General features: G+C 70.2%; 26 protein-coding genes and 2 pseudogenes. 13 read left to right on the plus strand and 15 right to left on the minus strand.

Annotation, left to right across the window (positions count from 1 at the left end):
• Window positions 1-17: 17 nt before the first annotated feature.
• The gene (locus ACIHFB_RS31605; protein ID WP_400128748.1) at window positions 18-878 is read right to left on the minus strand and encodes a nitroreductase/quinone reductase family protein; all 861 of its coding nucleotides are present in this window, start codon (window positions 876-878) and stop codon (window positions 18-20) included.
• A 219-nt stretch (window positions 879-1,097) separates the two neighbouring features.
• On the opposite strand from ACIHFB_RS31605, the gene ACIHFB_RS31610 reads away from it, so the two are divergent.
• Window positions 1,098-1,607: an HAD domain-containing protein gene (locus ACIHFB_RS31610; RefSeq protein WP_365275321.1), complete on the plus strand. Its 510-nt coding sequence runs from the start codon at window positions 1,098-1,100 to the stop codon at window positions 1,605-1,607.
• On the opposite strand, the pseudogene ACIHFB_RS31615 reads toward ACIHFB_RS31610, so the two are convergent.
• Window positions 1,582-1,815 (minus strand): annotated as a pseudogene (locus tag ACIHFB_RS31615) (NAD(P)-dependent oxidoreductase); the annotation flags it as partial. The gene ACIHFB_RS31610 and the pseudogene ACIHFB_RS31615 overlap by 26 nt on opposite strands.
• On the opposite strand from ACIHFB_RS31615, the pseudogene ACIHFB_RS31620 reads away from it, so the two are divergent.
• Window positions 1,777-1,875, plus strand: a pseudogene (locus tag ACIHFB_RS31620) (transcriptional regulator); the annotation flags it as partial. The pseudogenes ACIHFB_RS31615 and ACIHFB_RS31620 sit on opposite strands and share 39 nt — an antisense overlap.
• Before the next feature lie 168 nt (window positions 1,876-2,043).
• Window positions 2,044-2,580, plus strand: coding sequence for a DUF2269 domain-containing protein (locus tag ACIHFB_RS31625; RefSeq protein ID WP_365275324.1), 537 nt, complete (start codon window positions 2,044-2,046; stop codon window positions 2,578-2,580).
• Window positions 2,581-2,626: 46 nt separating this feature from the next.
• Here ACIHFB_RS31625 and ACIHFB_RS31630 read toward each other — a convergent pair whose 3' ends face one another.
• The 3 genes from ACIHFB_RS31630 to ACIHFB_RS31640 all read right to left on the minus strand — a co-directional run bounded on the left by ACIHFB_RS31630 (window position 2,627) and on the right by ACIHFB_RS31640 (window position 6,487).
• Window positions 2,627-3,952, minus strand: a complete 1,326-nt coding sequence (locus ACIHFB_RS31630; protein ID WP_365275327.1) for an MFS transporter — start codon at window positions 3,950-3,952, stop codon at window positions 2,627-2,629.
• A 162-nt stretch (window positions 3,953-4,114) separates the two neighbouring features.
• The gene (locus tag ACIHFB_RS31635; RefSeq protein ID WP_400128749.1) at window positions 4,115-5,773 is read right to left on the minus strand and encodes a PucR family transcriptional regulator; all 1,659 of its coding nucleotides are present in this window, start codon (window positions 5,771-5,773) and stop codon (window positions 4,115-4,117) included.
• A gap of 189 nt (window positions 5,774-5,962) precedes the next feature.
• Window positions 5,963-6,487 (minus strand): ATP-binding protein, encoded by a 525-nt coding sequence (locus tag ACIHFB_RS31640; RefSeq protein ID WP_365276749.1) that lies wholly within the window; start codon window positions 6,485-6,487, stop codon window positions 5,963-5,965.
• 218 nt (window positions 6,488-6,705) lie between these two features.
• On the opposite strand from ACIHFB_RS31640, the gene ACIHFB_RS31645 reads away from it, so the two are divergent.
• Window positions 6,706-7,467 carry a hypothetical protein gene (locus ACIHFB_RS31645; RefSeq protein WP_400128750.1) on the plus strand — a complete coding sequence of 254 codons (762 nt, stop codon included), beginning with the start codon at window positions 6,706-6,708 and terminating at the stop codon, window positions 7,465-7,467.
• Between the two features lie 133 nt (window positions 7,468-7,600).
• Here the strand turns inward: ACIHFB_RS31645 and ACIHFB_RS31650 are convergent, their stop codons facing one another.
• Genes ACIHFB_RS31650 through ACIHFB_RS31660 form a run of 3 tightly spaced genes read right to left on the minus strand, consistent with a single transcriptional unit; the run spans window position 7,601 to window position 11,476 of the window.
• The gene (locus ACIHFB_RS31650; protein WP_400128751.1) at window positions 7,601-8,656 is read right to left on the minus strand and encodes a TniB family NTP-binding protein; all 1,056 of its coding nucleotides are present in this window, start codon (window positions 8,654-8,656) and stop codon (window positions 7,601-7,603) included.
• A complete protein-coding gene (locus ACIHFB_RS31655; RefSeq protein WP_400128752.1) occupies window positions 8,647-10,728 on the minus strand; it encodes a Mu transposase C-terminal domain-containing protein in 2,082 nt (693 codons plus the stop codon). Before ACIHFB_RS31655 ends, ACIHFB_RS31650 begins: the two co-directional genes overlap by 10 nt.
• Window positions 10,694-11,476, minus strand: coding sequence for a TnsA-like heteromeric transposase endonuclease subunit (locus tag ACIHFB_RS31660; RefSeq protein WP_400128753.1), 783 nt, complete (start codon window positions 11,474-11,476; stop codon window positions 10,694-10,696). Before ACIHFB_RS31660 ends, ACIHFB_RS31655 begins: the two co-directional genes overlap by 35 nt.
• Before the next feature lie 306 nt (window positions 11,477-11,782).
• Between ACIHFB_RS31660 and ACIHFB_RS31665 the strand changes: the two genes are divergently transcribed.
• From ACIHFB_RS31665 to ACIHFB_RS31675, 3 genes are all read left to right on the plus strand, one after another.
• On the plus strand, window positions 11,783-12,313 hold the full coding sequence (locus tag ACIHFB_RS31665) for a helix-turn-helix domain-containing protein (RefSeq protein WP_400128754.1): 531 nt from the start codon (window positions 11,783-11,785) through the stop codon (window positions 12,311-12,313).
• Between the two features lie 73 nt (window positions 12,314-12,386).
• The gene (locus ACIHFB_RS31670; RefSeq protein WP_365275349.1) at window positions 12,387-13,043 is read left to right on the plus strand and encodes a hypothetical protein; all 657 of its coding nucleotides are present in this window, start codon (window positions 12,387-12,389) and stop codon (window positions 13,041-13,043) included.
• Window positions 13,044-13,214: 171 nt separating this feature from the next.
• Window positions 13,215-13,547 (plus strand): DUF2516 family protein, encoded by a 333-nt coding sequence (locus tag ACIHFB_RS31675; protein WP_365275352.1) that lies wholly within the window; start codon window positions 13,215-13,217, stop codon window positions 13,545-13,547.
• A gap of 117 nt (window positions 13,548-13,664) precedes the next feature.
• Here ACIHFB_RS31675 and ACIHFB_RS31680 read toward each other — a convergent pair whose 3' ends face one another.
• The 3 genes from ACIHFB_RS31680 to ACIHFB_RS31690 all read right to left on the minus strand — a co-directional run bounded on the left by ACIHFB_RS31680 (window position 13,665) and on the right by ACIHFB_RS31690 (window position 17,477).
• Window positions 13,665-14,978: a PP2C family protein-serine/threonine phosphatase gene (locus ACIHFB_RS31680; RefSeq protein WP_400128755.1), complete on the minus strand. Its 1,314-nt coding sequence runs from the start codon at window positions 14,976-14,978 to the stop codon at window positions 13,665-13,667.
• Window positions 14,979-15,297: 319 nt separating this feature from the next.
• Window positions 15,298-16,392 carry an NlpC/P60 family protein gene (locus ACIHFB_RS31685; protein WP_365275358.1) on the minus strand — a complete coding sequence of 365 codons (1,095 nt, stop codon included), beginning with the start codon at window positions 16,390-16,392 and terminating at the stop codon, window positions 15,298-15,300.
• Between the two features lie 269 nt (window positions 16,393-16,661).
• Window positions 16,662-17,477, minus strand: a complete 816-nt coding sequence (locus tag ACIHFB_RS31690; protein WP_365275361.1) for a class I SAM-dependent methyltransferase — start codon at window positions 17,475-17,477, stop codon at window positions 16,662-16,664.
• 169 nt (window positions 17,478-17,646) lie between these two features.
• On the opposite strand from ACIHFB_RS31690, the gene mshA reads away from it, so the two are divergent.
• The 3 genes from mshA to ACIHFB_RS31705 all read left to right on the plus strand — a co-directional run bounded on the left by mshA (window position 17,647) and on the right by ACIHFB_RS31705 (window position 21,273).
• Entirely contained in the window at window positions 17,647-18,984 is a 1,338-nt protein-coding gene (gene mshA, locus ACIHFB_RS31695) for a D-inositol-3-phosphate glycosyltransferase (protein ID WP_365275364.1), read from the plus strand.
• Window positions 18,977-19,477 carry a YbjN domain-containing protein gene (locus ACIHFB_RS31700; protein ID WP_400128756.1) on the plus strand — a complete coding sequence of 167 codons (501 nt, stop codon included), beginning with the start codon at window positions 18,977-18,979 and terminating at the stop codon, window positions 19,475-19,477. Before mshA ends, ACIHFB_RS31700 begins: the two co-directional genes overlap by 8 nt.
• A 134-nt stretch (window positions 19,478-19,611) precedes the next feature.
• Window positions 19,612-21,273: a glycosyl hydrolase family 28-related protein gene (locus ACIHFB_RS31705; protein WP_400128757.1), complete on the plus strand. Its 1,662-nt coding sequence runs from the start codon at window positions 19,612-19,614 to the stop codon at window positions 21,271-21,273.
• Here the strand turns inward: ACIHFB_RS31705 and ACIHFB_RS31710 are convergent.
• Window positions 21,252-22,046, minus strand: coding sequence for an AraC family transcriptional regulator (locus ACIHFB_RS31710; protein ID WP_400128758.1), 795 nt, complete (start codon window positions 22,044-22,046; stop codon window positions 21,252-21,254). The two genes, ACIHFB_RS31705 and ACIHFB_RS31710, sit on opposite strands and share 22 nt — an antisense overlap.
• Window positions 22,047-22,095: 49 nt before the next feature.
• Between ACIHFB_RS31710 and ACIHFB_RS31715 the strand changes: the two genes are divergently transcribed.
• Entirely contained in the window at window positions 22,096-22,527 is a 432-nt protein-coding gene (locus tag ACIHFB_RS31715; protein ID WP_365275375.1) for a DUF2000 domain-containing protein, read from the plus strand.
• Window positions 22,528-22,531: 4 nt separating this feature from the next.
• Here the strand turns inward: ACIHFB_RS31715 and ACIHFB_RS31720 are convergent, their stop codons facing one another.
• Entirely contained in the window at window positions 22,532-23,782 is a 1,251-nt protein-coding gene (locus tag ACIHFB_RS31720) for an MDR family MFS transporter (RefSeq protein ID WP_400128759.1), read from the minus strand.
• A gap of 162 nt (window positions 23,783-23,944) precedes the next feature.
• Between ACIHFB_RS31720 and ACIHFB_RS31725 the strand changes: the two genes are divergently transcribed.
• On the plus strand, window positions 23,945-24,706 hold the full coding sequence (locus ACIHFB_RS31725) for a phosphoglyceromutase (RefSeq protein WP_400128760.1): 762 nt from the start codon (window positions 23,945-23,947) through the stop codon (window positions 24,704-24,706).
• A gap of 87 nt (window positions 24,707-24,793) precedes the next feature.
• On the opposite strand, the gene ACIHFB_RS31730 is transcribed toward ACIHFB_RS31725, so the two are convergent.
• Both ACIHFB_RS31730 and ACIHFB_RS31735 read right to left on the minus strand, forming a co-directional pair.
• Entirely contained in the window at window positions 24,794-25,144 is a 351-nt protein-coding gene (locus tag ACIHFB_RS31730; protein WP_365276752.1) for a hypothetical protein, read from the minus strand.
• A 210-nt stretch (window positions 25,145-25,354) separates the two neighbouring features.
• Complete coding sequence (locus tag ACIHFB_RS31735) at window positions 25,355-25,561, minus strand: hypothetical protein (protein WP_400128761.1); 207 nt, start codon at window positions 25,559-25,561, stop codon at window positions 25,355-25,357.
• A gap of 212 nt (window positions 25,562-25,773) precedes the next feature.
• Here ACIHFB_RS31735 and ACIHFB_RS31740 point away from each other — a divergent pair, with 212 nt between their 5' ends.
• Complete coding sequence (locus ACIHFB_RS31740; RefSeq protein WP_365275386.1) at window positions 25,774-26,229, plus strand: VOC family protein; 456 nt, start codon at window positions 25,774-25,776, stop codon at window positions 26,227-26,229.
• The last annotated feature ends 49 nt before the right edge of the window (window positions 26,230-26,278 follow it).

The following is a 26,278-nucleotide window of genomic DNA, read 5'->3' on the forward strand; positions in this document are numbered from 1 at the left end:
GCCGCCCGTCACTTGACCTAGACGCCCTCCAGCAGCGGGATCAACTGCTCCTCCTCATACGTGAGATGAGCCTCCAGCTCGGTCGCCAGGCGTTCGATCTCGGCGCGTGCGTCCGGTCCGTCGCCTCCCTCGCCGCCGTCGCCGCCGTCGGCTTCGGAGGACACCGCGGCGCGCAACTCCTCCACCAGCGCGGCGATCTGCTCGTGCTCCTCGCGCAGCCGGGCCAGGACGGGTGCGGACTCGGGGTTGCGGTCGGCGAGGACCGGGAACATGCCGAGGTCCTCGCCGGTGTGGTGGTTGTGCAGGCCGTGGCAGAAGGTGAGGCAGTTGACGCGGAGCTGTGCGCCGAGTGCGGTGCCGTCGGCCATCTCCTTGCGGATCAGGGCGAGTTCACGGCGGAAGCCGTCATGGACGACCTTGATCGCCTCGCCGAACGAACTCGCCCTGATGTTCGGCGGGCCGTCCTGGGCGAGCTCGTACAGGGCGACCACGGGGAGCACCCGGCCCGCCTTCTCCTCGTACGCCGCCCAGCCCGGGTCCGTGTCCACGGCCCGCGCGAACGCCTGGTCCCGCTCCTCGCCCTCAAGGACGGCGGCCCGCGCGGGATAGGTGAACGCGCCGCTCTCGACGGTGACTTGGGGGTCGGCGAGGACGTTGTGGTACCAGGCGGGATGCCGGGGGGATCCGCCGGCCGAGGCGATGACCAGGACTCGGTCGCCGCCGTCGGGGAGGTAGCCGAGAGGGGTGGTGTGCGGGGCTCCGGTGCGGGCTCCGGTGGTGGTCAGCAGGAGGAGCCGGCCGCCTTCGAAGTAGCCGCCCACAGCGCCGTTGTTGGCGCGGAACTCGTCGATGATCTGTTGGTTGAAGTCGTTGGGCATACGTCTCTTTCTCGATCGCTGATGTCCCATGCGATCGGTCGCATGGGCAAAAGATTCGGCGAAGAGAAAGAACGGGCGGGCTTCTCGCCCGCGGTGGCCTCACTCAGAGGCCGGGCACCCAACTCGCTCACGGCACAAGGCCGACCCGGCAGTCATGGAGGGGACGCTAACCGGGGGAGAGGATGCGCGGCAAGCTCATATGTCCGATCCTGTTGAACGATGCTCCTTTTCCTCGATGTGGACGGGACGCTGATCCCGTTCGGGGCGACCTGGCCCTACCCGGAGTACGAGGCGCGTTTCGCGCTGCCGGAAGGCGCCGGCCATCCCCTGCTGCCCCGCGTCGACCCCGGGCTCGGGGCTCGGCTCGCGGCGCTGGACTGCGAGCTGGTGTGGGCCACGACCTGGATGGACGACGCGAACCAGTGCCTGGCGCCCTGGCTCGGCCTGCCCCCGCTGCCGCTGGTCGACTGGCCGGACGACGACGACGGCGACGGGGACTGGGGCAAGCCGCGGGGGCTGCACTGGAAGACCCGGCCACTGGTGGCCCGGGCGGACGGGCGGCCCTTCGTCTGGGTCGACGACGAGATCACCGACCTGGACCGGGCGTGGGTGGCCGCCCATCACCCCGTACGGGCACTGCTGCACCGCGTCGATCACCGGTACGGGCTCACCGACCGGGACTTCGCGACGCTGCGGGAGTGGATCAGTGGCGGCTCAGCAGCTCGGTGACCCGGGTGATCCCGTCCGTCCCGTGCCCGAGTCCGATCGCCCGGCGGGCCTGGCCCTCGGCGGCGCGCATCACGCCCGCGTCGATGCCGTGGGCCTCGGAGGCGTGGACGACATGGGCCATGGTCGAGACGGCCGAGGTGATCGGGTTGAGTTCGCCGGAGTAGGTGCCGTGGTCGGCCTGACCGGCTTCGGCCGCGAACTCTCCGAACTCCTCGCTCCCCTCTCCGACTGGGGTCACCGTCGCCTGGATCGGCTCACGGCCTCCTGACCACCCGGCTTCAGCCTCGCCCGACGGCCGCGCGCTGCCAAGTACCCACAAAAAAGTGGGTACTCCGGGACGGCGCCGGCGGGGGCTGTCCGGTACGCCGACGCGAGTACGCGGGGTTACTCCCGTTGTCAGACGACCCCGCCGTCCCCGCCCGGCACCGTGGTTCCCATGAAACTGAGCCGTCCCGCACGCCGGGCTTCCGTTGTCGTCCATGTCGTCGCCTCGGCGAGCTGGCTCGGGCTCACGCTCGGGCTGTTCGCGCTGGCCGTCACCGCCGTCACCACCGGGTCCGCGGTGACCGTCGAGGCATCCGTCCGGGCCATGCAGCTGTTCTCCGACTGGCTGCTGCTGCCGGTCGCGTTCCTCACGCTGCTGAGCGGCCTGCTGCTGTCCCTGGGCACCCCCTGGGGACTCGCGCGGCACCGCTGGGTCTACATCAAGTTCTGGCTGACCCTCGCCACGATCGCCGCCACCACCTTCGCGCTGCGCCCCGGCCTGAGCTCCACGGTCGACGCCGTCGTCGCGAGCGGGTCCGTGCCCGACACCACCGACATCGTGATGGGGCCGATCGTCTCCCTCACCGCCTATGTCTTCATGACCGTGATCTCGGTCCTCAAGCCGTGGGGGCTGACCCGGCGGGGCCGGAACGTGCGGGCGGCCGCCCGTCGTCCGGTGGGGGGCGAGCGGGTGCGGCAGGCTGCCTAGTGTCCCGTCCCGGACAAGTCCGGGACGGGAGTTGTGCACCGGGCCATCAGATCGTGTCGAGGTCCCGGTCCTTGGTCTCAGGCAGGGCCAGGGCGCACAGCAGGGAGAGCAGGGCCATGGCGCTCATGAACCAGCCGCCCACGGAGGCGCTGTAGTTCTCGGCCAGTGCCGTGACGATGAGCGGGGCCGCGGCGCCGCCGAGTACGCCGCCGAGGTTGTAGGAGAAACCGGCGCCGGAGTAGCGCATCCGGGTGCCGAACAGCTCGGGCATGTAGGCGCCCGCGGGGCCGTAGATGATGCCCATGCACAGCAGGGCGCCGCTCAGTGCCACGGCGATGAGGGCGTAGTTGCCGGTGTCGAGCAGGGGGAACAGCACCGCGCCCCAGACGACGCCGAAGGCCGCGCCGCCGACGATGAGCCTGCGTCGGCCCAGCCGGTCCGACCAGCGTGCGACGGCGTACGTGGACACGCCCAGGACCGTGACCGCGACGAGGGTGAGCAGGAGCATGTGGTTCTTGGGGATGCCCAGGTCGTCGGTCGTGTACGTCATGCAGTAGGTGGCGGCCGTGTAGAACATCACGTACACGACCGTGATCATCCCGGCGCCGAGCAGCATCTCCCGGGGGTGCTTGCGGAACGCCTCCGCCAGCGGTGCCTTGGCGGTCTCCCGCCGGTCGGTGACCTTCGCGAAGGCCGGCGTCTCGGCGATCTTGAGGCGGATGACCAGGCCTACGGCGACGAGGACGAAGGAGATCAGGAACGGGATCCGCCAGCCCCAGCTCTCGAAGGCGTCGTCGTCGAGCACCGAGGACATCAGCAGGAAGGTGAGCGTGGCGACGAAGTAGCCCACGGGAGAGCCCATTTGGGGCGCCGCCGCGTACAGGCCGCGTTTCTCTTTCGGTGCGTGTTCCACCGCGAGCAGCGCCGCGCCGCCCCACTCGCCGCCGAGGCCGAGGCCCTGGATCAGGCGCAGCAGCACCAGCAGGATCGGCGCCGCGACGCCGAGGGTGTCGTAGCCGGGCAGGAGTCCGATCAGGCCGGTGGACAGGCCCATCATCAGCAGGGAGACGACCAGGACGGCCTTGCGGCCCACGCGGTCGCCGTAGTGGCCGAAGATCGCGGCACCCAGCGGACGGGCCGCGAATCCGACCGCGAAGGTGGACAGGGTCGCCAACGTGCCCGCGGTCTCGGAGAGTTCGGGGAAGAAGGCGTCGTTGAGGACGAGCGCGGCCGCGGTTCCGTAGATGTAGTAGTCGTAGAACTCGATGGCCGTGCCGATGAAGCTGGCCGTGGCGATCCGGCGCATGCCGGTCGGGGGTACGGCGGGGGCGGTGCCGGACTGGGTGCGGCCGGGGGGTGCGGCTGAAGCCATGGCTGGCCTCCGGAGGGAGCGGTGAGGGACAGGACGCCGTCGCGGATTGCGAACAGGGTGTGAACGTAAGCCGACGGGTGTCTCCCGCTCCTTGTCCGGCCGGACAGCTCTCGGGTGCGCGTTGTGTCCGCTACGACAGTCTCCGCGCCGCTCCTGCCGTGCTCAGGGCCCCGGAAAGGCGGCCGCGTCCGGTTCCCGCAGATCCAGGCGCAGTTGGAGCATGGCCGCCAGCCGGTGCTCGGGGTCGTCGAGGTCGAGGCCGGTCAGCGCCACGGCCCTGCGGATGCGGTAGCGCAGGGTGTTGGGGTGCACGTTGAGCTGCTTGGCCACCGCCCCGACGTCCCCGAAGCCGTCGAGGTAGAGCAGCAGCGACCGGGCCAGCTCGGTGCCCTGGGTGCGGTCGCGGTCGGCGAGGGCGGCCACCGCGGGGAAGCGGAGCCGCGGCGCCTGGTCGAGCAGTTCCAAGGTGTCCCGGACGAGCAGGGCGGGGGCGAGCCGGGTGTGGGTGCCCACGGCCACTTCGGGGGTACGGCCGAGCAGTTGCAGCGCGCGATGGCCGCGCAGCTTGACGGACGGGATGTCGGCGAGACGTTCGGCGCGACCGGCGACGACCGCCTGGGCCGGCGTTCCGGTCAGCCGGCGCAACGTGGTCACCAACTCCTCGGCCCAGCGCACGAGGGGCGCTTCCTCGGCGGGCGTCGGCAGGATGGCGTAGAGCTGACCGCAGGCGTGGACGACGAGGGCGTTGTCGCGATGGGCGGCGGCATGCACGGACATCACGCCCGCGGCCTCGGCGCGCCGCGCGTCCGCCCCTACGGCGGTGGCGGCGCCCTGCTCACGAAGGTCCACGGCGATCACGTCGGCCTCGGCCGCCGGGTCGATGCCCAGGTGGGCGGCGAGCGCGGCGGCGTCGAAGCGGCCGGTCAGCAGCCCGTGGCTGAGCTCCTCACGGGAGGCGAGCCGGGCCCGGGCGTCGCCCTGGAAGTAGTGGTCGACGAGTTGGGTCGCGGCGATCCGGGCGGCGCCGCGCAGCAGCTCCGGCGCCCGTTCCGCGAGCGGCCGGTCGCCCTCCTGCACCCAGATCGTGCCGAGCGGCCGGCGCCCGGCGTTGATCCCGATCACCAGCCGCCGCCGGGCGCCCAGCTCCGGCTGCTCGGCGACCATGACGACCTCCTCGCCGGCCCGGACGCGCTGATGGACCCCGAGCCGCCGCAGCAGCGCCAGATACGGCTCCGGGCAGCTGCGGCCGAGGATGGAGCGGCGGCGCAGTTCGTCGGCCTCGTCGCCGGAACCGGCGTACGCGACCACCCGGTGGGCACCGTCCTCGACACTGACCACGCCCTGGGTGAGCGTCGCCACGGTCTGCGCCAGCGAGAACAGATCCCGGCTCGGCCCGAAGACGTCTGCGGGTGCCGCCAGGGCCGCCCGTATCTCCGCCTCCGCATGGTCCCAGCGCAGCCCCCGTGGCAGCCCGAGCACGACCACCCCGGCCTCCTCGGCCGCCACGCCCACCGCCTCCGGCAACTCCTCACCGACGATCCGCACCGCAACGGCCACGGCGCCCACGGCCCCGGCCGCCGTCACCATCGCCGCCGCCTCCCCCTCGCGCGCCCCGACCGCCAGCACCAGGGCCCCGGCCGCCCCGTCGAGCGGCTCCCCCGGCTCGGCGATGACCACGTCGACGATCTCCCCGTCGAGCGGCCCGCGGCACACCGGCCCCGGCGACACGACGTCCGCGAGCCGGCGCACCACGACACCGACGGCTGCGCGGGCGGGGGCGGGGGCGAGGGGTATGGGGGTCTCCGGCGGGGTGTCGGTCATCGGGGCAGGGTAGACGGCGGGGCTGTCATCTCGGTTGGGGACTGTCCTGTCTCAGGTAAGTCCGGGTAGTGCGAGTCGATGACCTGCGGTGCCCGGAGTTCAGTGAGACGGTTCAGCTTGTGTTCGTCTCGGTTGAGTCCAGGCATCCGAGCCGCTGCGGTGGGACCGCACCTGGGTTGAGCCGGATAGTCACGGGAACGACGGCCACCGCTCGGTGGCCCACTCCAGCCAACCCGACCACCCAGGAGGCGGACCGTCAATCTCATGACCATCGAGTTCTGAGGCGTCGGGCTCCTCGAACAGCGTCCTCCAGTGCAAGAGGTCCGCATCGCTCATGAGGAAGGTCTGATCCGGAGTGGTCGATTGGCGATTGGCGATCCGAGCGCGTTGGGTCTCATGGTCCACCGGAAGGTAAACGAGGTGACAGGACGCGCCCACAGACTTCACCAACCAGCGGATCGCGGACCTCTCGTCACGAGACCAGCATCCGAAATCCAGGATCACGTTGGTTCCGAGCCTCAGTGCCTCCAGAGCAAGCGAGAGCAGCCGTCCCTCCAGGACATCGCGCTTCCCATCCGGCTGCGGATCGCCGAACAGCGGAATCATCCACTCGTCAGGTGTTAGCCGCAGTGCACTGTGCTCCTTGGCCAGCTGCCGAGCCCTCGTGGTCTTTCCGGCCCCCGGCAGGCCGACTGTCAGAAACAACGTGGTCACACCCGGATCGTTCATGGAAACCATGCGGAGGACAACTTCTTTCTCTTTCTTTCTCTGGTGAGATCGCCGGGGTTGCGTCGAGGCCCCGCTGTGCGTGACCTCGGTGGAACAGCTCAGGAAGCCCTCGCAGGTCTGAGTTCGGAGAAGACCGCCGTTCCGCCTGGACCAGGTCGGGAAGACCGGAAACGTCGATCTGGAGTGTCCTGTCTCAGGTGGCGATGAGTGTGGCGATGCCTTCGGGGTTGCCGAGCCGGTACTCGATCTCTGCGGCTGACGACTTGACGGTCTTCATGAACCAGACGCGGCTGGTCCCGCGAAGCGGCCCCTTGGTGGGGGAAGCGGTGGTGGAACTTGGCGATGCTCTCGGCGGAGACGTAGAAGTCGTCGTCCATCGCCAGCTTTCTCCAGTGGGGAGAGGTGAACATGTGGATCAGAGCGACGCGTTCGGGGAATCCGGCTGCTGTGAGCCAGGGAGCCTTCATGTCCGGCTGGACTCCGGGCCCTTTGTCCCGGACGAGGTCGTGAAGGAGTTCGGCTCGGTGGACGAGTCGGTAGTGGCGGTGCGCGAGGCCGGCCCAGAGTCGGCCGGTGACGTCCTCACAGATGTCGATCAAGGCTGGGTCGTGCTGCCGACGAAGGCGCCAGTAGCGCTGCTGGGCTCGAACGACGTCGGGGGTGCGGGACAGGTCGAGCTGCTGCTCTGGCGCGTGGACGTGCTGACCGACCCAGAGCTTGTGGCGGATGCAGACGTTGTTGTGGACGGGCGCCCAGACCTGAGCAGGAAACGTCGCGCCGGTGCGCGCGACGACGCAGCGGCGGCAAGCCCGGCGAAGCACGTGGCCATCGGGGACCGCAGGCAGGTTCGGATGGAGGTCGTCGGCTTGGAGGTCGGAGATCGTGCGGGCCAGGTGTTGTCGGGACTGACCGCTGAGGACGCAGAGGATATCGAGGCTGGTGAGCCGGGATCCCAGCCAGCGTGACGGGGACCGTAGACGGGCCAGGGGGACATGGTTTGCCAGGGCCAGCCGACACCAGTAGGACGACTCGCACTCGCCTGGGACCGGCGGCAGGGTGACGGGCAGGGGACGGACAAGTGCCGGGCGGAACACGGGTTCACCCGGTGCGAGGCAGGGGTGAGGGGCGGCTGTGGCCGGAGGACTCGCTGCTGTGGTCGATGCGGATGCTCTTGACCGTTGTCCGGGTGATGCGTTCGCTGCCGTCGAGGATGGAGGAGATCGCAGCGGCTCGGATGAGGTGGGAGAGGCTGCCGATCATGCCGCCGGTGCGCTGGTGGAGGTGTTTCGCCATGTTCACCAGGGTTTTGGGCTCGTTCCGGTGCAGGCGGAGGGTGTTCTCCATGGATGCGATCAGGGACCTCCACTCGGCGTTGAGTGGAAAGGGACCGGTGCGGACCAGAACGCAGCGGCCGGCGAGCTGCCTGCCGCGGATGCCGGTGAACAGCCCGGACTGCTCGACGTTGATCCCGGCATAGACGAACGTCGCGGGCAGGTGCTCGGTGAAGTACTTCAGGTGGTCGGAGAGGTCCTCGCCCGCGCTGGTGGCGTGGTTGAGCAGATGGATCTCGTCGACCAGGACCAGGTCCGTGCGGGCCTCGATGAGTACTTGGCAGACCGCGCTGGTGACGTCGATGGTGTTGTGCCTCGGGCCGATCACGGGCAGGCCGAGGAACCGGGCGAACTCCATGGCGAGTTTGCGGGGGGAGCCTTTGGGCGGGGCGGTGATGTAGACAACCGGGATGCGGTCGCTTCCCGGAAACCGCTGCCTGACGCGGAGTTCGTGCAGGCGCCCGAGTTGCTTGAGCGCGGTCGTCTTCCCGGTGGTCCACTCTCCGGAGACGATGAGTCCGCGGCGGGCGCCGTGCTCACGCTGGTTGAGCAGAGTCAGCAGCCGACCCTGGTGAGCGATGTCCTTGACCGTGGACGTCCGCACGACCTGGAGTTCGGAGTGGTAGGCGATGCGGGCCTCGTCGTAGGCCTCCCGCAGTTGCGGGCTCAGGGCGTGCCACTGCTGCTCGGGCAGCAGGTCGAAGACGGCCGGGTCCTCTTCGACGAACCGGCGCCAGCCCTCCAGCCGCGTGGACGGGTCCGTGCGCTCCTCGCCGGGTTCAGGCACTTCCTCGCCGTCCGGCTCAGGCGTGTTCACCACCACCGTTCGGCCTCCTTGCGCGCGTCGAAGATCTCCAGCGGGATCACGTCAGCGAGTTCGTCCTCGTCCGTTTCCATCGGTTCGGCGGCGAGCCCTTCGGCGGGCTCGTCCGGTCTGGGCCAGGACGGTTCGGCGGTGGCCCGGGTCCGGGCGCCGACCTTGCGGTCCCGGCCGCTGCGGCGCGACGCGCGAGACGGTTTCGCGGGTGTGTCCTCCGGACCGTCGGCGGCGCGGTCCAGTAGGGCGACGGCGGCCCGGGCGATCTCGTCCTCGGTCACGGGATCGGTGCCGCGCTGGGCCAGGATGCGGCGGGCGTGGTCCCAGGCGAGTTCGCCCATCGGCGTCGGCGCGGTGCGAAGGTGCCGCCAGACGGCGGTGATCCAGCCGCCTTCGCGATGATTGCGTACCCAGACGTGGGAGATGTCGTAGGGGTCGTAGTGGACTTCCCAACTCCGCCCGTCCGGGCCGACGCCGGACGGCTGGCGTCGGATGGGGTTCAACTCCGCGCTGTCGTAGGTGCGGTGACCCAGGCGGATGCCGTAGGAGTTGATCCGCCGTCGGCAGCGGGGCAGCAGCTCGATGTACTCGTCCGGGCTGAGCGCGACCGGGACGTGCCCGGCTGCCGCGACCAGGGCGGCGTATTTTTCATTCGGGCTCAGCGCCTTGCCGGGCATCAGTGGGTCCCGCAGTCCGTCGTGCGGCCGGTTCTGCCAGTGGACGATCCATTCCTGCAGCAGTTCCTGGAGCTGGTGGATCGTCCAGGCCGCCTCTGCGGCCGGATCGGTGCCGCGGTGCTCGGTGCTGCGTCCTTTGTGGCCGGGAAGGTGCTGGACGAACATCGTGGCGACCGAGCCCAGCGTCTTCTCGATATGCGGCTTGTCCGTCGGAGTGTCCGGGTGGGCTGGCTGGAAGGACACGCCCAGCGACTGGCAGGCTGAGCGGAACGTGTCGGAGATATAGGCCTTGCCCCGGTCGCAAACGATCGTCTCTGGCGTGATCACGGGGACGGCCGCCGCCTGGGCCAGCCGCTCGTCCAGCGCCATGAGCGAGGCGTGCGGGAGCACCGATCGGGACATCCGGAGCGCGTCCGCCCAGCCCGGTCGCATCGGTTCCGGCGTCATCGCCCGGGCCAGCAGCAGTGCGGCGTCCACTGCCTTCGTCGACGGCCGCAGTACCGCTGCGGCCAGCGTGCGGGTCGCGATGTCGACGATGCCGGTCAGCTCGACGGTGTCGACCGTGCCGTCGTCGTGAACGACCAACACGTCCAGCGGAGTCGAGTCGATCTCCATCACCTCGCCCGGACGGGCTGCGGTGAGCTGACCGAACATGCCTTCCGGCTGCTTGGCCAGCGAACGGCGGGTGCGGGCCGAGCCCAGCGTGTGCCGCCCGGAGGTGACCGCCTTCAGCAGTCGGTAGAACGTCGCCCGCGACGGCAGCGGCACCACCCCGGGCCCGTGCTCGGCTTCCAGCTGGCGCTCCATCCGGCGCCGCAGCACCTGCGCGGAGACCGTGGACCGGCTTGTCTGCTCCTCCACGACCTTCCGCAGGGCCTCGACCACCCGCCGGTCGGCGCGGCCCGTGCCGTCCGCGACGGCCCGCAGCCGCGGGTCGACCAGCCCCAGCACCCCCTCACGCTCGAACCGGGCCCGCATCTCCTGCAACGCGGTCAACGACACCGCCTTACTCGCCGCCAACTCCGCAACCTTCGCCAACTCCCGCTGCCGCAGGGACCAGACCGCCGGGTCGTACTCAGGTTTAACCGACCCGTGCGGATTGTTCAGCGGCCGACCGGTGAGCATCTCCACCAGATGCCGCTGCCACCACTCCGCCCGCTCAACTGTCTTGGTCGGGAGCCCTTCCAGCACTCCAGCCGGTGGGACCACCGTGCGCACCGAGGCTGGTGTAACCACCTCGAAGCCGTCCGAGGAGAGCAGATGGGCCAGCAGCACCACGCTCGCCGACTGGCCCTCGTCGACCAGCCGGACCGCAGTCCCCTCCAAAGCGGCGACCGTATGCAGCCGCCCGTCGAAGCGGACCAGGTCACCCGCTCGCAGCAGTCGCGGACGCGACGGCATCACCGCCCCCCTCCCAGACCAGACCGAGCCTGACCTGCGTGTCCGCCGCCAGCAGCCCGGTCTCCAAGTCCGTGGTCAGAGCCCCGCGCCAGAGCAGGTGGAACGGCACCGGCAGCACCGCGATCTGGTCGCCCGTCCTCCGAGCCCCCTCCAGCAGACCGGCGCCGTCAGTGAACACATCCACCAGACGATCGGCGACGTCAGCACGGTGCACCCGCGGATGCCGGTAGCCGGCCAGCCACCGCACGTTCGCCATCAGCACCGCATCCGGCGTGCCGATCCGCGCGAAGTCCCAGCCCACCGACCGGCATGCCGTCGCGGTCACCGCGAACTTCATTGCGTCCCCCGGTCCGATCCGCTCATCCGGGCGCACGTCCACCACCAGGGCCGTGCCATCCGCGCGGCGGACGAAGAAGTCCGGCGTATGCCGCACCCGCTTCCCGTCCGGCCCTGCCCAGGACAGCCGAAACGGCTGTGAGGACATGCCCGTCGCCAGCGGGTCGAAGTCGAGCAGCATCAGGTGATCGCGCTCCAGCCACGACTCGTAGCCCACATGCCCGCCACACGTCGCCGACCAGTACCAGCCGCACCAGTTGCCCTGACCCCGGAAAGCCGGGAACCGGCGCTCGGGCCGTACCGACTCGAACCGGACCGGCCACAAACGGCACAGAGGCCCCCGCTCACGCGCCCCGGACGCGCTGACGTACTCCAGCTCGACGTCCTCCGCCGACACCTCACACGCATCCATCCGGGCCTCCGGTACGACGCCGACCAGCCACGACGACCGTAGACAGCGCGGAGGCGGCGTACCCGGAGAAGACCGAGACACCCCATCAAATGCCCGGAGATGACTGAGACGTCAGCTCACTTGCCCGGGGATCTCCGAGACTGCCCGGACATCACAGAGACAGGACAGTAGACGGCGGGGCTGTCACCTCGGTTGGGGCGGATGGTCGTGGGCGTTGTGCTCAGGCTCAGCCGAACGGGCGTGGCGTGGCGCACTTTTGCAAGCGGCTGCTTGCAATAGTTAGCGCGGGTGGTGCAAGGTGGAGGCATGGCATCGCTCAACGTCGGCAATCTCGGTGAGTACCTGCGCGAACAGCGGCGCAATGCGCAGCTGTCGCTCAGGCAGCTCGCCGATGCCGCCGGGGTGTCCAATCCGTATCTGAGCCAGATCGAGCGCGGGCTGCGCAAGCCGAGCGCGGAGGTCCTTCAGCAGGTCGCCAAGGCGCTGCGGATCTCCGCGGAGACGCTGTACGTCCGGGCCGGGATCCTCGACGCCGAACGGGATCGTGACGAGGTGGAGACGCGCGCCGTCATCCTCGCCGACCCCACGCTGAACGAGCGGCAGAAGCAGGTGCTGCTCCAGGTCTACGAGTCCTTCCGCAAGGAGAACGGATTCGAGGCCGGCGGCGAGGCGGAGGAGGGCCGCGACGAAGCGGTCGACCCGGAGCCTCAGGACATAGCGGACGACGACGCTCAGGAAGACGACGCTCGGGACGACGCCCGACCCGGCGACACCGCCGTACGCGGCATCCGCACGGCCGGCGGCAGCGACGCCGCCCCGCAGCAGTCGGCAGGCTGACGTGACCCACCTGGCCGACTGACCCGCGGGACCCAAAACCCTCAAACGCAAGTGATCCGGGAGGACCATCACCATGGCCATCACCGACGACCTCCGCAAGACCTTCAGCGACCCGACGCCGTTCTACTTCGCCGCCGGCACCGCCGACCTGGCCCTTCAGCAGGCCAAGAAGGTGCCGACCCTGGTGGAGCAGCTGCGCGCCGAGGCGCCGGCTCGTATCGAGGCCGTACGCAACACCGACCCGAAGGCCGTCCAGGAGCAGGCCGCCGCCCGCGCCAAGGAGGTCGGCGCCCGGGTCAAGGGGACGCAGGAGAACTTCCAGACCAAGGTCAACGGCTTCATCGGCTCGCTGGACGCCGACATCAAGAAGCTCGGCAGCACCCTCGACGCCGACCTGAAGAAGCTCGGCGAGACCGCCCAGGACATCGCGCTGCGCTCCGTCGGCGTCGCCGCCGAGTACGCCGTCAAGGCCCGCGAGACCTACGAGAAGGTCGCCGAGCACGGCGAGCAGGCCGTGAAGACCTGGCGTGGCGAGGCCGCCGAGGAGATCGAGGAGCTCGCCGTGGTCGTCGAGCCCAAGGCCGAGCCGGTCGAGGTCAAGGAAGAGGCGAAGCCCGCCGCGGCCACCGAGGCCAAGGCCGAGCCCGCCCCCGCCAAGAAGACCGCGGCGAAGAAGGCCACTCCGGCCAAGAAGACCACGGCCAAGAAGACGACGCCGCCGGCCAAGTAGGGCGGGCGCGTACCTCCGTCGGGCGACGGAGGGCTGGAGCGACAAGTGACAGGCGATAACGGGTCGGGCACTCCTTGAGTGCTCGGCCCGTTCTCCGGGTAGCGGCTTTCCGGTTGCGGGTACGGTGACCGCGTAAGGGACTAACCGAGTCGGGTGGTGGACGTAGTGCTGATGCAGGGGTTCGCAGGGTTCATGTGGCTGCTGAGCGTCGCCCTGATCCTTTTCAGCGGCTTCGCTCTCATTGACGCCGCTGTGCGCCGCGAGGACGCCTATCGGGCGGCCGACAAGAAGACCAAGCCGTTCTGGCTGATCATCCTCGGGATCGCCTTCGTGGTGAACCTGATCTTCAACATCCTGTCGTTCCTGCCGATCATCGGCCTCATCGCGACCATCGTGTACATGGTCGACGTCCGCCCCGCCATCCGCAGCCTCCCCGGCGGCGGCCGCGCCAACCGTGGCTCAAGCAGCGACGGCCCGTACGGCCCCTATAACGGCGGACGGTGAGTCAAGCGCCCCAAAGGGGCGCGGGGCTGTGTCGATATGCGGCTCCGCCGCGTGGGCGCGACCAGCCACAACGGACCGGCAGTCGGCATCCGGAAGAACCTGAACGGCGAATCCCGCTCAGGCCGACCGATCCAACAGCAGCACGGCGACGTCGTCAGTCAACTCGCCCCCATTGAGCTCCCGCACCTCATTGACCACCGACCGCAGCAACGCCTCCCCGGCCAACCCCTCGGAGAGCTCGCGGCGGACCAGTGACACCATGCCGTCCTGCCCGAGCCGCTCCCGGCCCTGGCCGATGTGCCCCTCGATCAGGCCGTCGGTGTAGAGCATCAGGCTCCACTCCCGCCCCAGCTCCACCTGCATCCGCGGCCAGCGGGCGCCCGGCAGCAGACCGAGCGCGGGGCCGTTGTTGTCGTACGGCAACAGGTGCGCGGGCTTGCCGGGCCGGGCCACCAGCGGCGCCGGGTGCCCGGCGAGGCACAGCCCCGCCCGACGCCCGTCCGGCGCGATGTCCACCGTGCACAGCGTCGCGAAGATCTCCTCGTCGGAGCGCTCGTGTTCCAGTACCTGCTGCAACGTGCCGAGCAGCTCGTCGCCGCACAGGCCCGCCAGCGTCAGCGCGCGCCAGGCGATGCGCAGCTCCACACCGAGCGCCGCCTCGTCGGGGCCGTGCCCGCAGACGTCACCGATCATGGCGTGCACGGTGCCGTCGGGGGTGCGGACGACGTCGTAGAAGTCGCCGCCGAGCAGCGCGCGGGAGCGGCCCGGGCGGTAGCGGGCGGCGAAGCGCAGCGAGGAACCCTCCAGGAGGGGCGTGGGCAGCAGGCCGCGTTCCAGACGCCGGTTCTCCTGGGCACGCACCCGGCCCTCGGCGAGCCGCCGCTCGGCCGTGTCGGAACGTTTCCGCTCCACGGCGTACCGGATGGCGCGGCTCAGCAGCCGGCCGTCCAGTTCATCCCGGAAGAGATAGTCCTGGGCGCCCACGCGGACCGCCTCGGCGGCACGCTCGGCGTCGCCGGACGCGGTGAGCGCGAGAACGGCGTGCCGGGGCGCGAGCTCCAGTACGTGCTTGAGTACGGCGAGCTCGTCGCCGTCGTCCGTTCGGCTGGCCGCCGGGAGGGCGAGGTCGAGCAGGATGCAGTAGACGTCGTCGGTCAGCAGCCGCTCGGCCTCGGTGAGGTTACGGGCCGTGCGGATACGGATCGGCTTGCCGGAGGCATCGAGCAGTTCGGGCACGATCGGCGAGCCGCCGGGATCGTCCTCGATCAGCAGCAGGGTCAGGTTGTTGGCGGCAGCGCCGCTCGGGTTCTCGACCGGCTCTGCCGTGCGCGGGGCCTCTTGCTTGGAGGGGCCGCGCACTGTGGACGCGGCCGGCGCCTGACCACTTTCCACGGCCGGGATCGCTCTCTGCCGCGGTACGGGTACGGGCATTGTGTTGGGTTCCTTCCCTCCCCCCGAGGGCATGGCAGGAGGACGAGGTAGTCCTCCCACCGACCGGGACCATAGCGGTTGTCGCTGCCGTAAAGGAATGGTGTGACGCACGCCGCTCAGTAGTCGGCCACTGTCATATGCCGCGTTCCGTACCGCAGTTGGACAGGGTGGCCTCAGGGCGGGAATGACGAAGGTCACGTCCCCGAAGGTTTGAACGGCCGTGCGAGGTGGGCCAGGTCACGTTGCGCACGTCACGAAACGGACGGACCGTTACACATCGTGCCGCATGGAGTGATGACTCATCCCGCCGAACAGAACCTCAGGCACCCGGCCGAACCACTCCGAGGATCGGCATCGATCCGGCGCCCGCGATCGTCACCGTGCGGCCCGGGCGCGGGGCGTGGACGATCGCGCCGTCGCCGATGTACATCGCGACATGGCTGGCGTCGTCGAAGTAGATGATGAGGTCGCCGGGGCGCATGTCCTTGATGTCGACCGACTTCAACTGCTTCCACTGCTCCTGCGAGGTGCGCGGAATGGCGTCGCCGGCCGCCAGCCAGGCCTGTGAGGTCAGGCCCGAGCAGTCGAACGTCTTCGGGCCCTCGGCGCCCCATTCGTACGACTTTCCGATCTGGGCCGTCGCGTACTCGACCGCCTTCTTGCCCGCCTTGGTGGCCTTGCCCTCGATGTCGTCGAGGATGCCGGAGTCGAGCCAGGCGGTCTGGGCCTTGTACGCGGCCTCTCGCTCCAGCTCGGCGAGGCGCTCCTTCTCTTCCTTCTCCAGGTCGGACTCGAGCTTCTCGGCCGCCGCGATCTGCTTCTTGATGGTCTTCTGGGCCGCCGCCCTGGCCTTGCGGTTCGCATCGAGCTTCGTCCACTGGGCCGAGGCGTCCTTGGCGTACTGCTCCAAGTCCTGCTGTGTGCGGGTCATTTCCCTGATCAGGGCCTTGGTGGCGCGCTCGCCCTGGAGCACGCGGCCCGCGCCGTTGAGGAACTGCTGCGGGTTGTCGCTGAGCATCAACTGCGCCTCGTCCGGCAGTCCGCCGGTGCGGTACTGGGCGCGGGCCGCGGCGCCGGCGCGCTCCTTCAGATCGGCGAGCCGCTCCTGGCCCTTGACGATCTTGTTGGCCAGGTCGACGATCTCCGCGGACTGGTGCTCGGCCTTCTCCTCGGCGGCGTTGTACGCGTCCGTGGCGGCGGCGGCCTCGCGGTAGAGCCTGTCGATCCGCTGGCGGACGACCTCAAGGTCCGCGTTCGTGACGGGAGTTGACGAGGGCGAGGAGGCCGCGGGGGCCGACGGGGTCGGTGTGGGGCTCGGTGCGGCGAATGCCATGCCCGGTGCCGCCGCCAGCACGGTGACCGCGCAGACCACGGTCACGGCCGCCGAGATCAGGCCCCGCTTGCCCGTACCCATACCCCTGCCCCCAAACTGATTTACCGTCAGTAACTTACGGACGCCCGGGGATCGTGCCACGACCCGGCACAAAACGACAGAGGCAGTGACTCTCTCCCCCCATTCAGCCCCTGGTACGACGATCTCCCCGTCTCTGTGACGAACGACTCATGGAGATCGTTCCCGCCTGCGCGGCAGTCCGGGGAAACGAGAGGGAAACCCGTCGGGTCCTGAGCCCCAAGTCATCAGAACCTGAGCCCCAATCCGTTCAGAGCCTGAGCCCCAAGCCGTCAAAGCCGGGGCGCCAACGCCGCCCACCGCACGGTCACTTCACCCTGTCGCCAGCGCATCGGCCCGTCCGTCACCGGCCAGTCGGCGGTCAGGTCCCCGACCGCGCGGATCCAGCGCTGTCGTGCGCCGTAGGACGCGTAGGGCGCGGCGGCCGCCCAGGCCCGGTCGAAGTCGCGCAGAAAGGCGTGGACCGGTTCGCCCGGAACGTTGCGGTGGATGAGCGCCTTCGGGAGGCGCTCGGCGAGGTCGGACGGCCGCTCCAAGGAGCCGAGTCGGGTCGCGAACGTGACGGTGCGCGGCCCCTCAGGACCGAGCGCCACCCACACGTGACGTCGTCCGATCTCGTCGCAGGTGCCCTCGACGAGCAGTCCGCCGCCGGAGCCGTCCGCCCGGGGGGCGAGCCGTGCGCACAGCCGCTCCCAGACGGCGGCGACCTCGCCCTCGTCGTACTGCCGCAGGACGTTGGCGGCGCGGATGAGCAACGGCCGCTGGGGGACGGGGATCTCGAAGCCGCCGTGCCGGAACGTCAGGCCCTCGCGTTCGTACGGCTGTGCCGCCCCGACCCTCGCCGGCTCGATCTCGATGCCGACGACACGCGCGCGTGGCGCGACCGTGCGGAGGCGGCCGAGCAGTTCGACGGCCGTCCAGGGGGCCGCGCCGTAGCCGAGGTCGATCGCGACCGGGTCGCTGCCGCGGCGCAGTTCGGCGCCGTGCGTGGCCGCGATCCAGCGGTCCATGCGGCGGAGCCGGTTCGGGTTCGTGGTGCCGCGCGTCACCGTGCCCACAGCGGGGAGGGCGGGTGCGTGGGATGACATGGGTACGAGGGTATGCGAACGCACTCCACCATCGAACGGTTGAGCGACCACCGGTAATGATTCGGCAAAGACCCCCGAACCGGAAATGGAGTGCCAACGTCCGGTGTTCCTCCTCTGGAGGGCCCCGACGTCCTCCCGAAGGCATGCCCGGAACGAGGAGGAACGCCACGTGAGCCAGTACGTCAGCAGGCTCGGTCGGCGCTCCCCGGCCGCGCACTCGCGGCTGCGGCTGCACCGTCGTCCCCGTCGCGTCGCGATGCTCTCCGTGCACACCTCACCGCTCCACCAGCCGGGCACCGGCGACGCCGGCGGCATGAACGTCTACATCGTGGAGCTGGCGCAGCGCCTCGCCGCCATCAACATCGAGGTCGAGATCTTCACGCGGGCGACCACCGCAGCCCTCCCCCCGACCGTCGAACTGGCCCCGGGCGTCCTCGTCCGCCACGTCGACGCGGGCCCCTACGAGGGCCTCGCCAAGGAGGAGCTCCCGGCCCAGCTGTGCGCCTTCACGCACGGCGTCATGCAGGCCTGGGCCGGTCACCGCCCCGGCTACTACGACCTCGTGCACTCCCACTACTGGCTCTCCGGCCACGTCGGCTGGCTCGCCGCCCAGCGCTGGGGCGTCCCCCTGGTGCACGCGATGCACACCATGGCCAAGGTGAAGAACGCCAACCTGGCCGACGGCGATACCCCCGAGCCCGCCGCCCGCGTCATCGGCGAGACGCAGATCGTCGCCGCCGCCGACCGGCTCATCGCCAACACCGCGGAGGAGGCCGAGGAGCTGGTACGGCACTACGCCGCCGAGCGCGACAAGGTCGCCGTGGTCCACCCCGGCGTCAACCTCGGCCGCTTCAGCCCGGCCGACGGCCGCGCCGCCGCCCGCGCCCGTCTCGGACTCCCGCAGGACGCCCTGATCCCGCTCTTCGCGGGCCGCATCCAGCCCCTGAAGGCACCGGATGTGCTCCTGCGCGCGGTGGCCGTCCTCCTCGACGAGCGCCCCGAGCTGCGCGGCAACATCGTGGTCCCCGTCGTCGGCGGCCCCAGCGGCAGCGGGCTCGCCAAGCCGGAGGGCCTCCAGAAGCTGGCCGCCCGGCTCGGGGTCGCGGACGTCGTACGGTTCCGCCCGCCCGTCGGCCAGGACCAGCTCGCCGACTGGTTCCGGGCCGCATCGGTCCTGGTCATGCCGTCCTACAGCGAGTCCTTCGGGCTGGTCGCCATCGAGGCGCAGGCGGCGGGCACGCCGGTGCTCGCGGCCTCGGTGGGCGGGCTTCCGGTGGCGGTGCAGGACGGACGTACCGGATTCCTCGTCCAGGGACACAACCCCGTCGACTACGCGCGCGTGCTGGGCGACATCGCCGACGACCCCGCACTGGCGGTGCGCATGGGCGCGGCCGCCGCCCGCCATGCGCAGTCCTTCGGCTGGGACACCTCGGCCGCCGCCACGGCGGACGTCTACACGGCCGCGACGCAGGCGTACCGCCGTCGCGTACGCTCGCTGCATGGCTGAGGCACCGAAGGCAGCGCAGGTCATCGAGGGTTTCCTGAAGGATGCCGAACTCGAGTGGGAGAGCCCCGAGCCCGGCAACTACGTCGTGAAGCTCCCCGGCACCCGCAAGCTGTCGACGACCGTCTCCCTCCTCGTCGGACGCCACTCGCTCTCCCTCAACGCCTTCGTCGTCCGCCACCCCGACGAGAACGAAGGCGGAGTCCACCGCTGGCTCCTGGAGCGCAACCTCAAGCTGTACGGCGTGAGTTACGCCGTCGACCCGCTCGGCGACATCTACGTCACCGCCAAGCTCCCCCTGGCCGCCGTCACCCCGGACGAGATCGACCGGCTCCTCGGTCAGGTCCTGGAGGCGGCGGACGGCTCCTTCAACACCCTCCTGGAGCTCGGTTTCGCGTCCGCGATCCGCAAGGAGTACGAGTGGCGGGTGTCGCGCGGTGAATCGACCCGCAATCTGGATGCGTTCACGCATCTGATCGAGCGACCTTCCCACTGATTCCAGGTACGACCTGGCCAACCAACCCCTGCGTGACCCCTTCCAGGCGCGGGGGTCTCGTGTCATGCTCACCGCCGACGCAGATATGAACGTCGTTCACATCCGTGAAGAGTCGCGTGGAAGGGCGATCGGACATGAGCCACTGGTATGCCACAGGAGTCACCAGACGCACCTTGCTCACCGCCGCCACCGCGGTGGCGGCCACCGTGGCGACCGGCGGAACGGCGAACGCCGCCGAAGTCCCCACCCTCTGGCGGGAGTTCACCCGAGCGCCCTTCGCCCACCCGCAGATCCCGTACGTCGGCCGGGCGGGCTGCCACCGCGGAGCGTCCCGTTTCCCGCGCCGCCCGGTCGTCGCCGACGTACGCGACCACGGCGCGGTGGCGGACGGCACGACCGACTCCGCCCCCGCCATCAACCGTGCCATCGCCGCTGCCGGACGGGCCGGTGGTGGCACGGTCTCCATCCCGCCGGGCACCTTCCGTATCGACGACGTGATCCGCATCGGCGACTCGAACGTCGTCCTGCGGGGCGCCGGCAGCGGCCGTACGACGCTGTACGCGACGAAGAACCTCACCGAACTCATCGGTGCCTACGGATCGCGCTACGGCGGCGACAAGTCGTCCTGGTCCTGGGCGGGCGGCCTGATCTGGCTTGCGCCGAAGGCCCGTTGGGACTCCCTCACCGCCGCGATCAAGGCGAAGGCCTGGCCCTTCGAGGGCTGGACCGGCAACAAGCGCGACGAATGGCGGACGCTGACGACCGTCGAACCCGCCCGCCAGGGCTCCTGGACGATCACCGTCGCGGACCCGTCGAGGCTCCGCGCCGGCGCCGTCGTCCTTCTCCGTCTCGCCGACGACCCCGACCACACGCTCCTGGAGCACATGTGCGGCGGCGGCCCCGGCCCCGAGGCGTACAACTGGGCCGGCATGACGAAGCTGACCTCGTACGTCCCCTACGAGTGGCCCGTCCGCATCGCCCACGTCCGCGGCCGCAAGGTCACCCTCGAACGCCCGCTCCCGCTCGACGTACGCCCCGAATGGGACCCGCGACTGACCACGCATGTCGAGGAGTTGACGGGCTCGGGGGTCGAGGGCCTCACCCTGGAGGCGCTGCAGACCCCGCAGCAGCCGCACCTCCTCGACAAGGGGTACAACGGCGTCGTACTCCAATGCGCCTACGACTGCTGGGTGGACGATGTGACGGTCCGTCATGTCGACAACGGCTTCGGCCTGGTCGCCGCCTCCGCCTGCACCCTGCGCCGCACCCGCGTGTCGGGCCGCGGCGCCCACCACCCGTACTTCTGCCGCGAGGGCTCGCACGACAACCTCGTCGAGGACTTCACGATCGAGCAGCGCACGGACCCGGCCCCGACCGGCACCCAACTGCACGGCATCAACGTCGAGGGCCTGTCCTCCTACAACGTCTGGTCACGTGGCGACATGCGGATGGGCACCTTCGACTCGCATCGCGGCCTGCCCTTCGCGAACGTCCGCACCGACATCACCGTCGACAACAACGGCCGCCACGGCGGCGACGCGATCGCGGGACCGCTGTTCGGCGCCCGCTTCACCCACTGGAACATCCGGGTGACCAACGGCCGCGCGGGCCTGATGAAGATCGACGGCCTGGCGCCCTACTCCGCCACGGTCGGCATCAACGAGGTGCGCGAGTTCGACCAGATCGACGTCCCCGACTTCACCGGCGACCTGCACTCCCGACTGGAGCTGTACGGCACCACGGACGCCGTACGACCGCGCAATCTGTACGACGCTCAGCGCGAGCTGATGCGATAGCGCCCCGGGGTCACACCCACCAACTTCTTGAAGTGCCGCGTGAGATGGGCCTGGTCGTAGAACCCGGTCGCGGTCGCCGTCTCGGCCGGGCTCGCGCCGCGCAGCAGCAGGGCGCGGGCGCGGTCGACGCGGCAGGAGTTGAGGTACTGGTGCGGGGCGATGCCGTAGGCGGTGCTGAACGCCCGTACCAGGTGGGCGGGGTGGGCATGCAGCAGCTGTGCGGCCGCGTCGAGGGTCAGGCCCTCGGCGACGTGCGCGTCGAGCAGTTCGCGCAGACGGCGGGCGAGGGCCGGATCCCGGCGCTCCCCGGCGGTCGACCGCGCCCGCAGATGCTCCCTCAGCCGCTCCCCGACGAGCGTCAGCCGGCTCTCGGCCTCCAGCTCGTCGCCGGGAAGGGCGAGCGCGGAGTGCAGCCGGCCCACCCGCTGCCGGAGCACCGGATCACGCAGGTCGGGCGAGTCGACGGCGGGCCCGATGAGGTCATCGGTCAGATGGGTCGCGTCGAGGTAGAGGACGCGCTTGCGGAAGCCGTGCGCGGTGGCGGGGGAGCCGTTGTGCGGGACGTGCGGGGGCAGCAGGGACACCGTGTCGAGCGGGGTGCCGTGCTCATGCCGGTCCAGGTCGTACCGCACGGCGCCGTCGTCCACGATGAGCAGCGTCCAGGCCTCGTGCACGTGCATCGGATAGGCGTACTCCGTGAAGTGCGCGTGGAACACCTCCACGACGCCCGGGATACGCGGGCGCCACGCGGAGACATCACGCTGCGGGGCCATGCAAAGAACGTACAAGACGGTGCCGTAGGACGGTCGGCAGTCTCGACGTATGACCACGAGCACCGAACCGATTCGCTTCGACACGAAGATCGCCGTCCTGCTGCGCGAGGACCTGGAGCCCTGGCAGCGCCTGAACGTCACCGCGTTCCTGGTCAGCGGCCTGGGCGCACAGGTCCCCGAGGTGATCGGCGAGCCCTACGAGGACGCGGACGGCGTCCTCTACCTCCCCATGTTCCGCCAGCCCGTCCTGGTCTTCGAGGCCACCAAGGAGACCCTGACGGCATCCCACGCGCGCGTGCTCTCCCGAGCCCTCCCGCGCGCCGTCTTCACCTCCGACCTCTTCACGACCGGCAACGACCGCGACAACCGGGCGGCGGTGCGTGCCGTGCCGACGGGGGAGCTGGACCTGGTGGGGATGGCGGTGTACGGGCCGCGGAACGCGGTGGACAAGGCGGTTAAGGGGGCGCGGATGCATCCGTGAGCGGTTACGCGGCGTTGACCTCCGCCTTCTTGAGGGGCGTCTGCACGGCCGCCCCCTCCGCCGGAAGCCGCCGCATGAGGAAGCCGTACCCGATGCCTGCTCCCGTCCCGACGACCGCGCACAGCCCCCACAACCACTCCGCACCCCACCGGTCGATGACGAGACCGGACATCAGCGGGGCGACGAGGGAGGCCACCGCCCAGGACATGGTGTACATGCCCTGGTAGCGCCCGCGGCCGTGCAGCGGCGACAGGCGCACGACGAGCCCGGTCTGGGTCGGGGCGTTGACGATCTCGGCCAGCGTCCAGACGCAGACCGTGAGCGCGAAGACGCCGACGGAACCGGCGAAGGCGGTGAGGCCGAAGCCGTACCCGGCGAGGAGGGAGGAGATCACGAGGAGGCGGCGAGGGTCGCGGTGCTCGATGAAGCGGGTGACCGGGATCTGTAGGGCGACGATCAGGACGCCGTTGACGGCGATCGCCATGCCGTAGTCGGCCGGGGTGAATCCGGCCTCGCCCATCGCCACCGGCAGGCCCACCATGCCCTGCTGGAAGATCAGCGCGACCAGGAAGGACAGGCCGACGACGCCCATGAAACGGCCGTCGCGCAGGACCGTGCCGAGTCCGGTCTCGTCCGCCGCCTGCTCGGCCGGGGTGCGCTCGGGGCGGGACTCCGGCAGCTTCAGGAAGACCACGATCGCGCAGATCATGGTCATGCCTGCCTCGATCAGGAAGCCGGCGCGGTAGCTGAACTCGGCGATGAAGCCGGCCGCCATGGAGGAGACGGCGAACCCGAGGTTGATCGCCCAGTAGTTGAGCGAGAAGGCCCGGACACGGTCCTCGGGGCGGACGATGTCGGCCATCATCGCCTGCACGGCGGGCCGGGAGGCGTTGCTCGCCATCCCCACCAGGAACGCGACGGCCGCGATGGCGAGCGGATGGTGCACAAAGCCCAGCAGCGCGACCGAGCCGGCCGTCGAGGCCTGCGCCACGAGCAGGGTCGGCCGCCGCCCGAGACGGTCCGTCAGTACGCCCGCGCCGACGGAGGAGATGACTCCGCCGAGGCCGTGGAGCGCGGCGACCAGACCGGCGTACGAGGCGGAGTAGCCGCGGTCGAGTGTGAGGTAGAGCGCCATGAAGGTGGCTACGAAGCCGCCGAGCCGGTTGACGAGGGTGCTGGTCCACAGCCACCAGAACTCGCGGGGGAGTCCGGAGACGGTTTCTCGGGTGGCGCGTCTCAGCGAGGCGAGCGACATCGTGATCCCCCACGGCAGTGAACTGGGTGTAAGCGGCTCAGGCGGTGAGCACAAATTACGAGGACGCTGTCGCTCCGGGCCACTGAATTAACAGATCCCGTCAACCGTCCGCTCTACGGGCGGCCGCACAACCGATCAAGGGCTTCGATTACGCTCGGGCGCATGGCCGACGCACCGTACAAGCTGATCCTCCTCCGCCACGGCGAGAGCGAATGGAACGCGAAGAACCTGTTCACCGGCTGGGTGGACGTCAACCTCAACGAGAAGGGCGAGAAGGAGGCAGTCCGCGGCGGCGAGCTCCTGAAGGACGCCGACCTTCTCCCCGACGTGGTCCACACGTCCCTCCAGAAGCGCGCGATCCGCACGGCCCAGCTGGCCCTCGAATCCGCGGACCGCCACTGGATCCCGGTCCACCGCAGCTGGCGCCTGAACGAGCGCCACTACGGCGCCCTCCAGGGCAAGGACAAGGCCCAGACCCTCGCCGAGTTCGGCGAGGAGCAGTTCATGCTGTGGCGCCGGTCCTACGACACCCCGCCGCCCCCGCTCGAGGACGGCACGGAGTTCTCGCAGAGCGACGACCCCCGCTACTCCTCCATCCCGCCGGAGCTCCGCCCCCGCACGGAGTGCCTCAAGGACGTCGTCATCCGCATGCTCCCGTACTGGTACGACGGCATCGTCCCCGACCTCCTGTCCGGCCGCACGGTCCTGGTCGCCGCCCACGGCAACTCCCTGCGCGCCCTCGTCAAGCACCTCGACGGCATCTCCGACGCCGACATCGCGGGCCTGAACATCCCGACGGGCATCCCGCTGGCCTACGAGCTCGACGCCGACTTCAAGCCGCTCAACCCCGGCGGCACGTACCTCGACCCCGAGGCCGCCGCGGCGGCTATCGAGGCGGTCAAGAATCAGGGCAAGAAGAAGTAGCCCGCACTGAAGAAGCCCCCTGCCTGCGGATTGTCCGCCGGTAGGGGGCTTTTCGGTGGGCCGGGGCCCTCATCGGGCACTTCCCCGTCAGACCCTCCGCCCGCTCTCCGCTTCCCTGTGCATCCCCGTGCACAACGCCCACACGATGAAGATGTTGATGGCGACCAGCGACAGCGCCCACAGGGGGTAGTACGGCACCCAGAGGAAGTTGGCGAAGGCGCCCAACCCGGCCACGGTCACACCGAAGAAGCGTGCCCACAGGGCTCCGGTGAGGACGGCGCATCCCGCGAGGATGAGGACGATTCCCAGGATCAGGTGGACCCAGCCCCAGCCCGCCAGGCTGAACTCGAAGACGTAGTGGCGTGTGGCGAGGAACAGGTCGTCCTCGGCGACGGCGGCGATGCCCTCGAAGAGCGCCATCGCCCCACCGAAGATCATCAGCGCTGCGGCGAGGACGGTGGCACCGGATGTGGGCCCGTGCCAGGGACGCGGATCGGTGTCGGCCCATCCGGGTCGGGTGGCATCACTGGCCATGTCGGCCTCCTTGGCTGGCAGGGCCATCCGGGCGGTCGAGCGGCCCGGACTGGCTGGATCCCCGATCTCAGCGTGGCACGACGGAACTCCGTCGGCATTCCGAGGCCCAGGGGCTCAAGCCGCGGCCTCGGCCAGGCGGTGGAACGCCTCGGTGGTGGCGGGGTGGACGATCTCGTCCAGCAGGTGGCGCCACTCGGGGTCGGGAACGGTGGCGTGGGCCTGATCCCAGGCGGTGAGCAGCGGGGCGAGTTCGGTCTCGCCGGGGGCCCCGGTCAGGGCGTCCACCGTGGTGCCGGTCGGTGAGGAGAGCAGCGCGTTCATGGGAGTTCCTTCCGGATGAGGACTGCCGGCCTATGGGATCTGGTGGGCTATGGGATCTGCCGGCCCTGGGGGTCTGCTGGCTACAACGATGTCGCCGTACGCCTGCCGGAACCATGGAGTGCCCCACCGAATCAAGGGTGCAGCTACCTCCACCCCGGGCCGGGGGGCTGGTTCGTACGGCATCCCGGCCCCGCCCGCGGCACAGTGGATGTATGGATGCAGTGAACGCAGCGGACGCAGATCGCACCAACCCGTTGGCCGGGGCGACCCCGGCGACCCGGCTGCCCGCGCAGGATCTGGAGCGGGCTCGGCGCTTCTACTCCGAGCGGCTCGGGCTCGACCCCGTGGAGGAGCGGCCCGGCGGGCTGAAGTACCGGACCGGTGGGGTGGAGTTCGTGGTGTTCGAGTCGACGGGGACCTCGCCCGGCACCTTCACCCAGATGGGGTGGAAGGTCGACGACGTCGACGCGGTCGTGGCCGAACTCAAGTCGCGTGGCGTGGAGTTCGAGGATGTCGAGATGCCCGCGCTGTACGGCGGCGGCCGGACCCGGGACGGGATCCTCGAAGTCGACGGCAACTACCCGAGCACCGGCGCACGCGGCGAGCGTGGTGCCTGGTTCCGGGACAGCGAGGGCAATCTGCTCGCCATCGGCTCCCCGGTGACGTGAAATTCGGTGGGGCACCGGTGACACCTCCCGCTAACCTCCGGGCCATGAC

Source organism: Streptomyces sp. NPDC051963 (assembly GCF_044593495.1).
GTDB lineage: Bacteria > Actinomycetota > Actinomycetes > Streptomycetales > Streptomycetaceae > Streptomyces.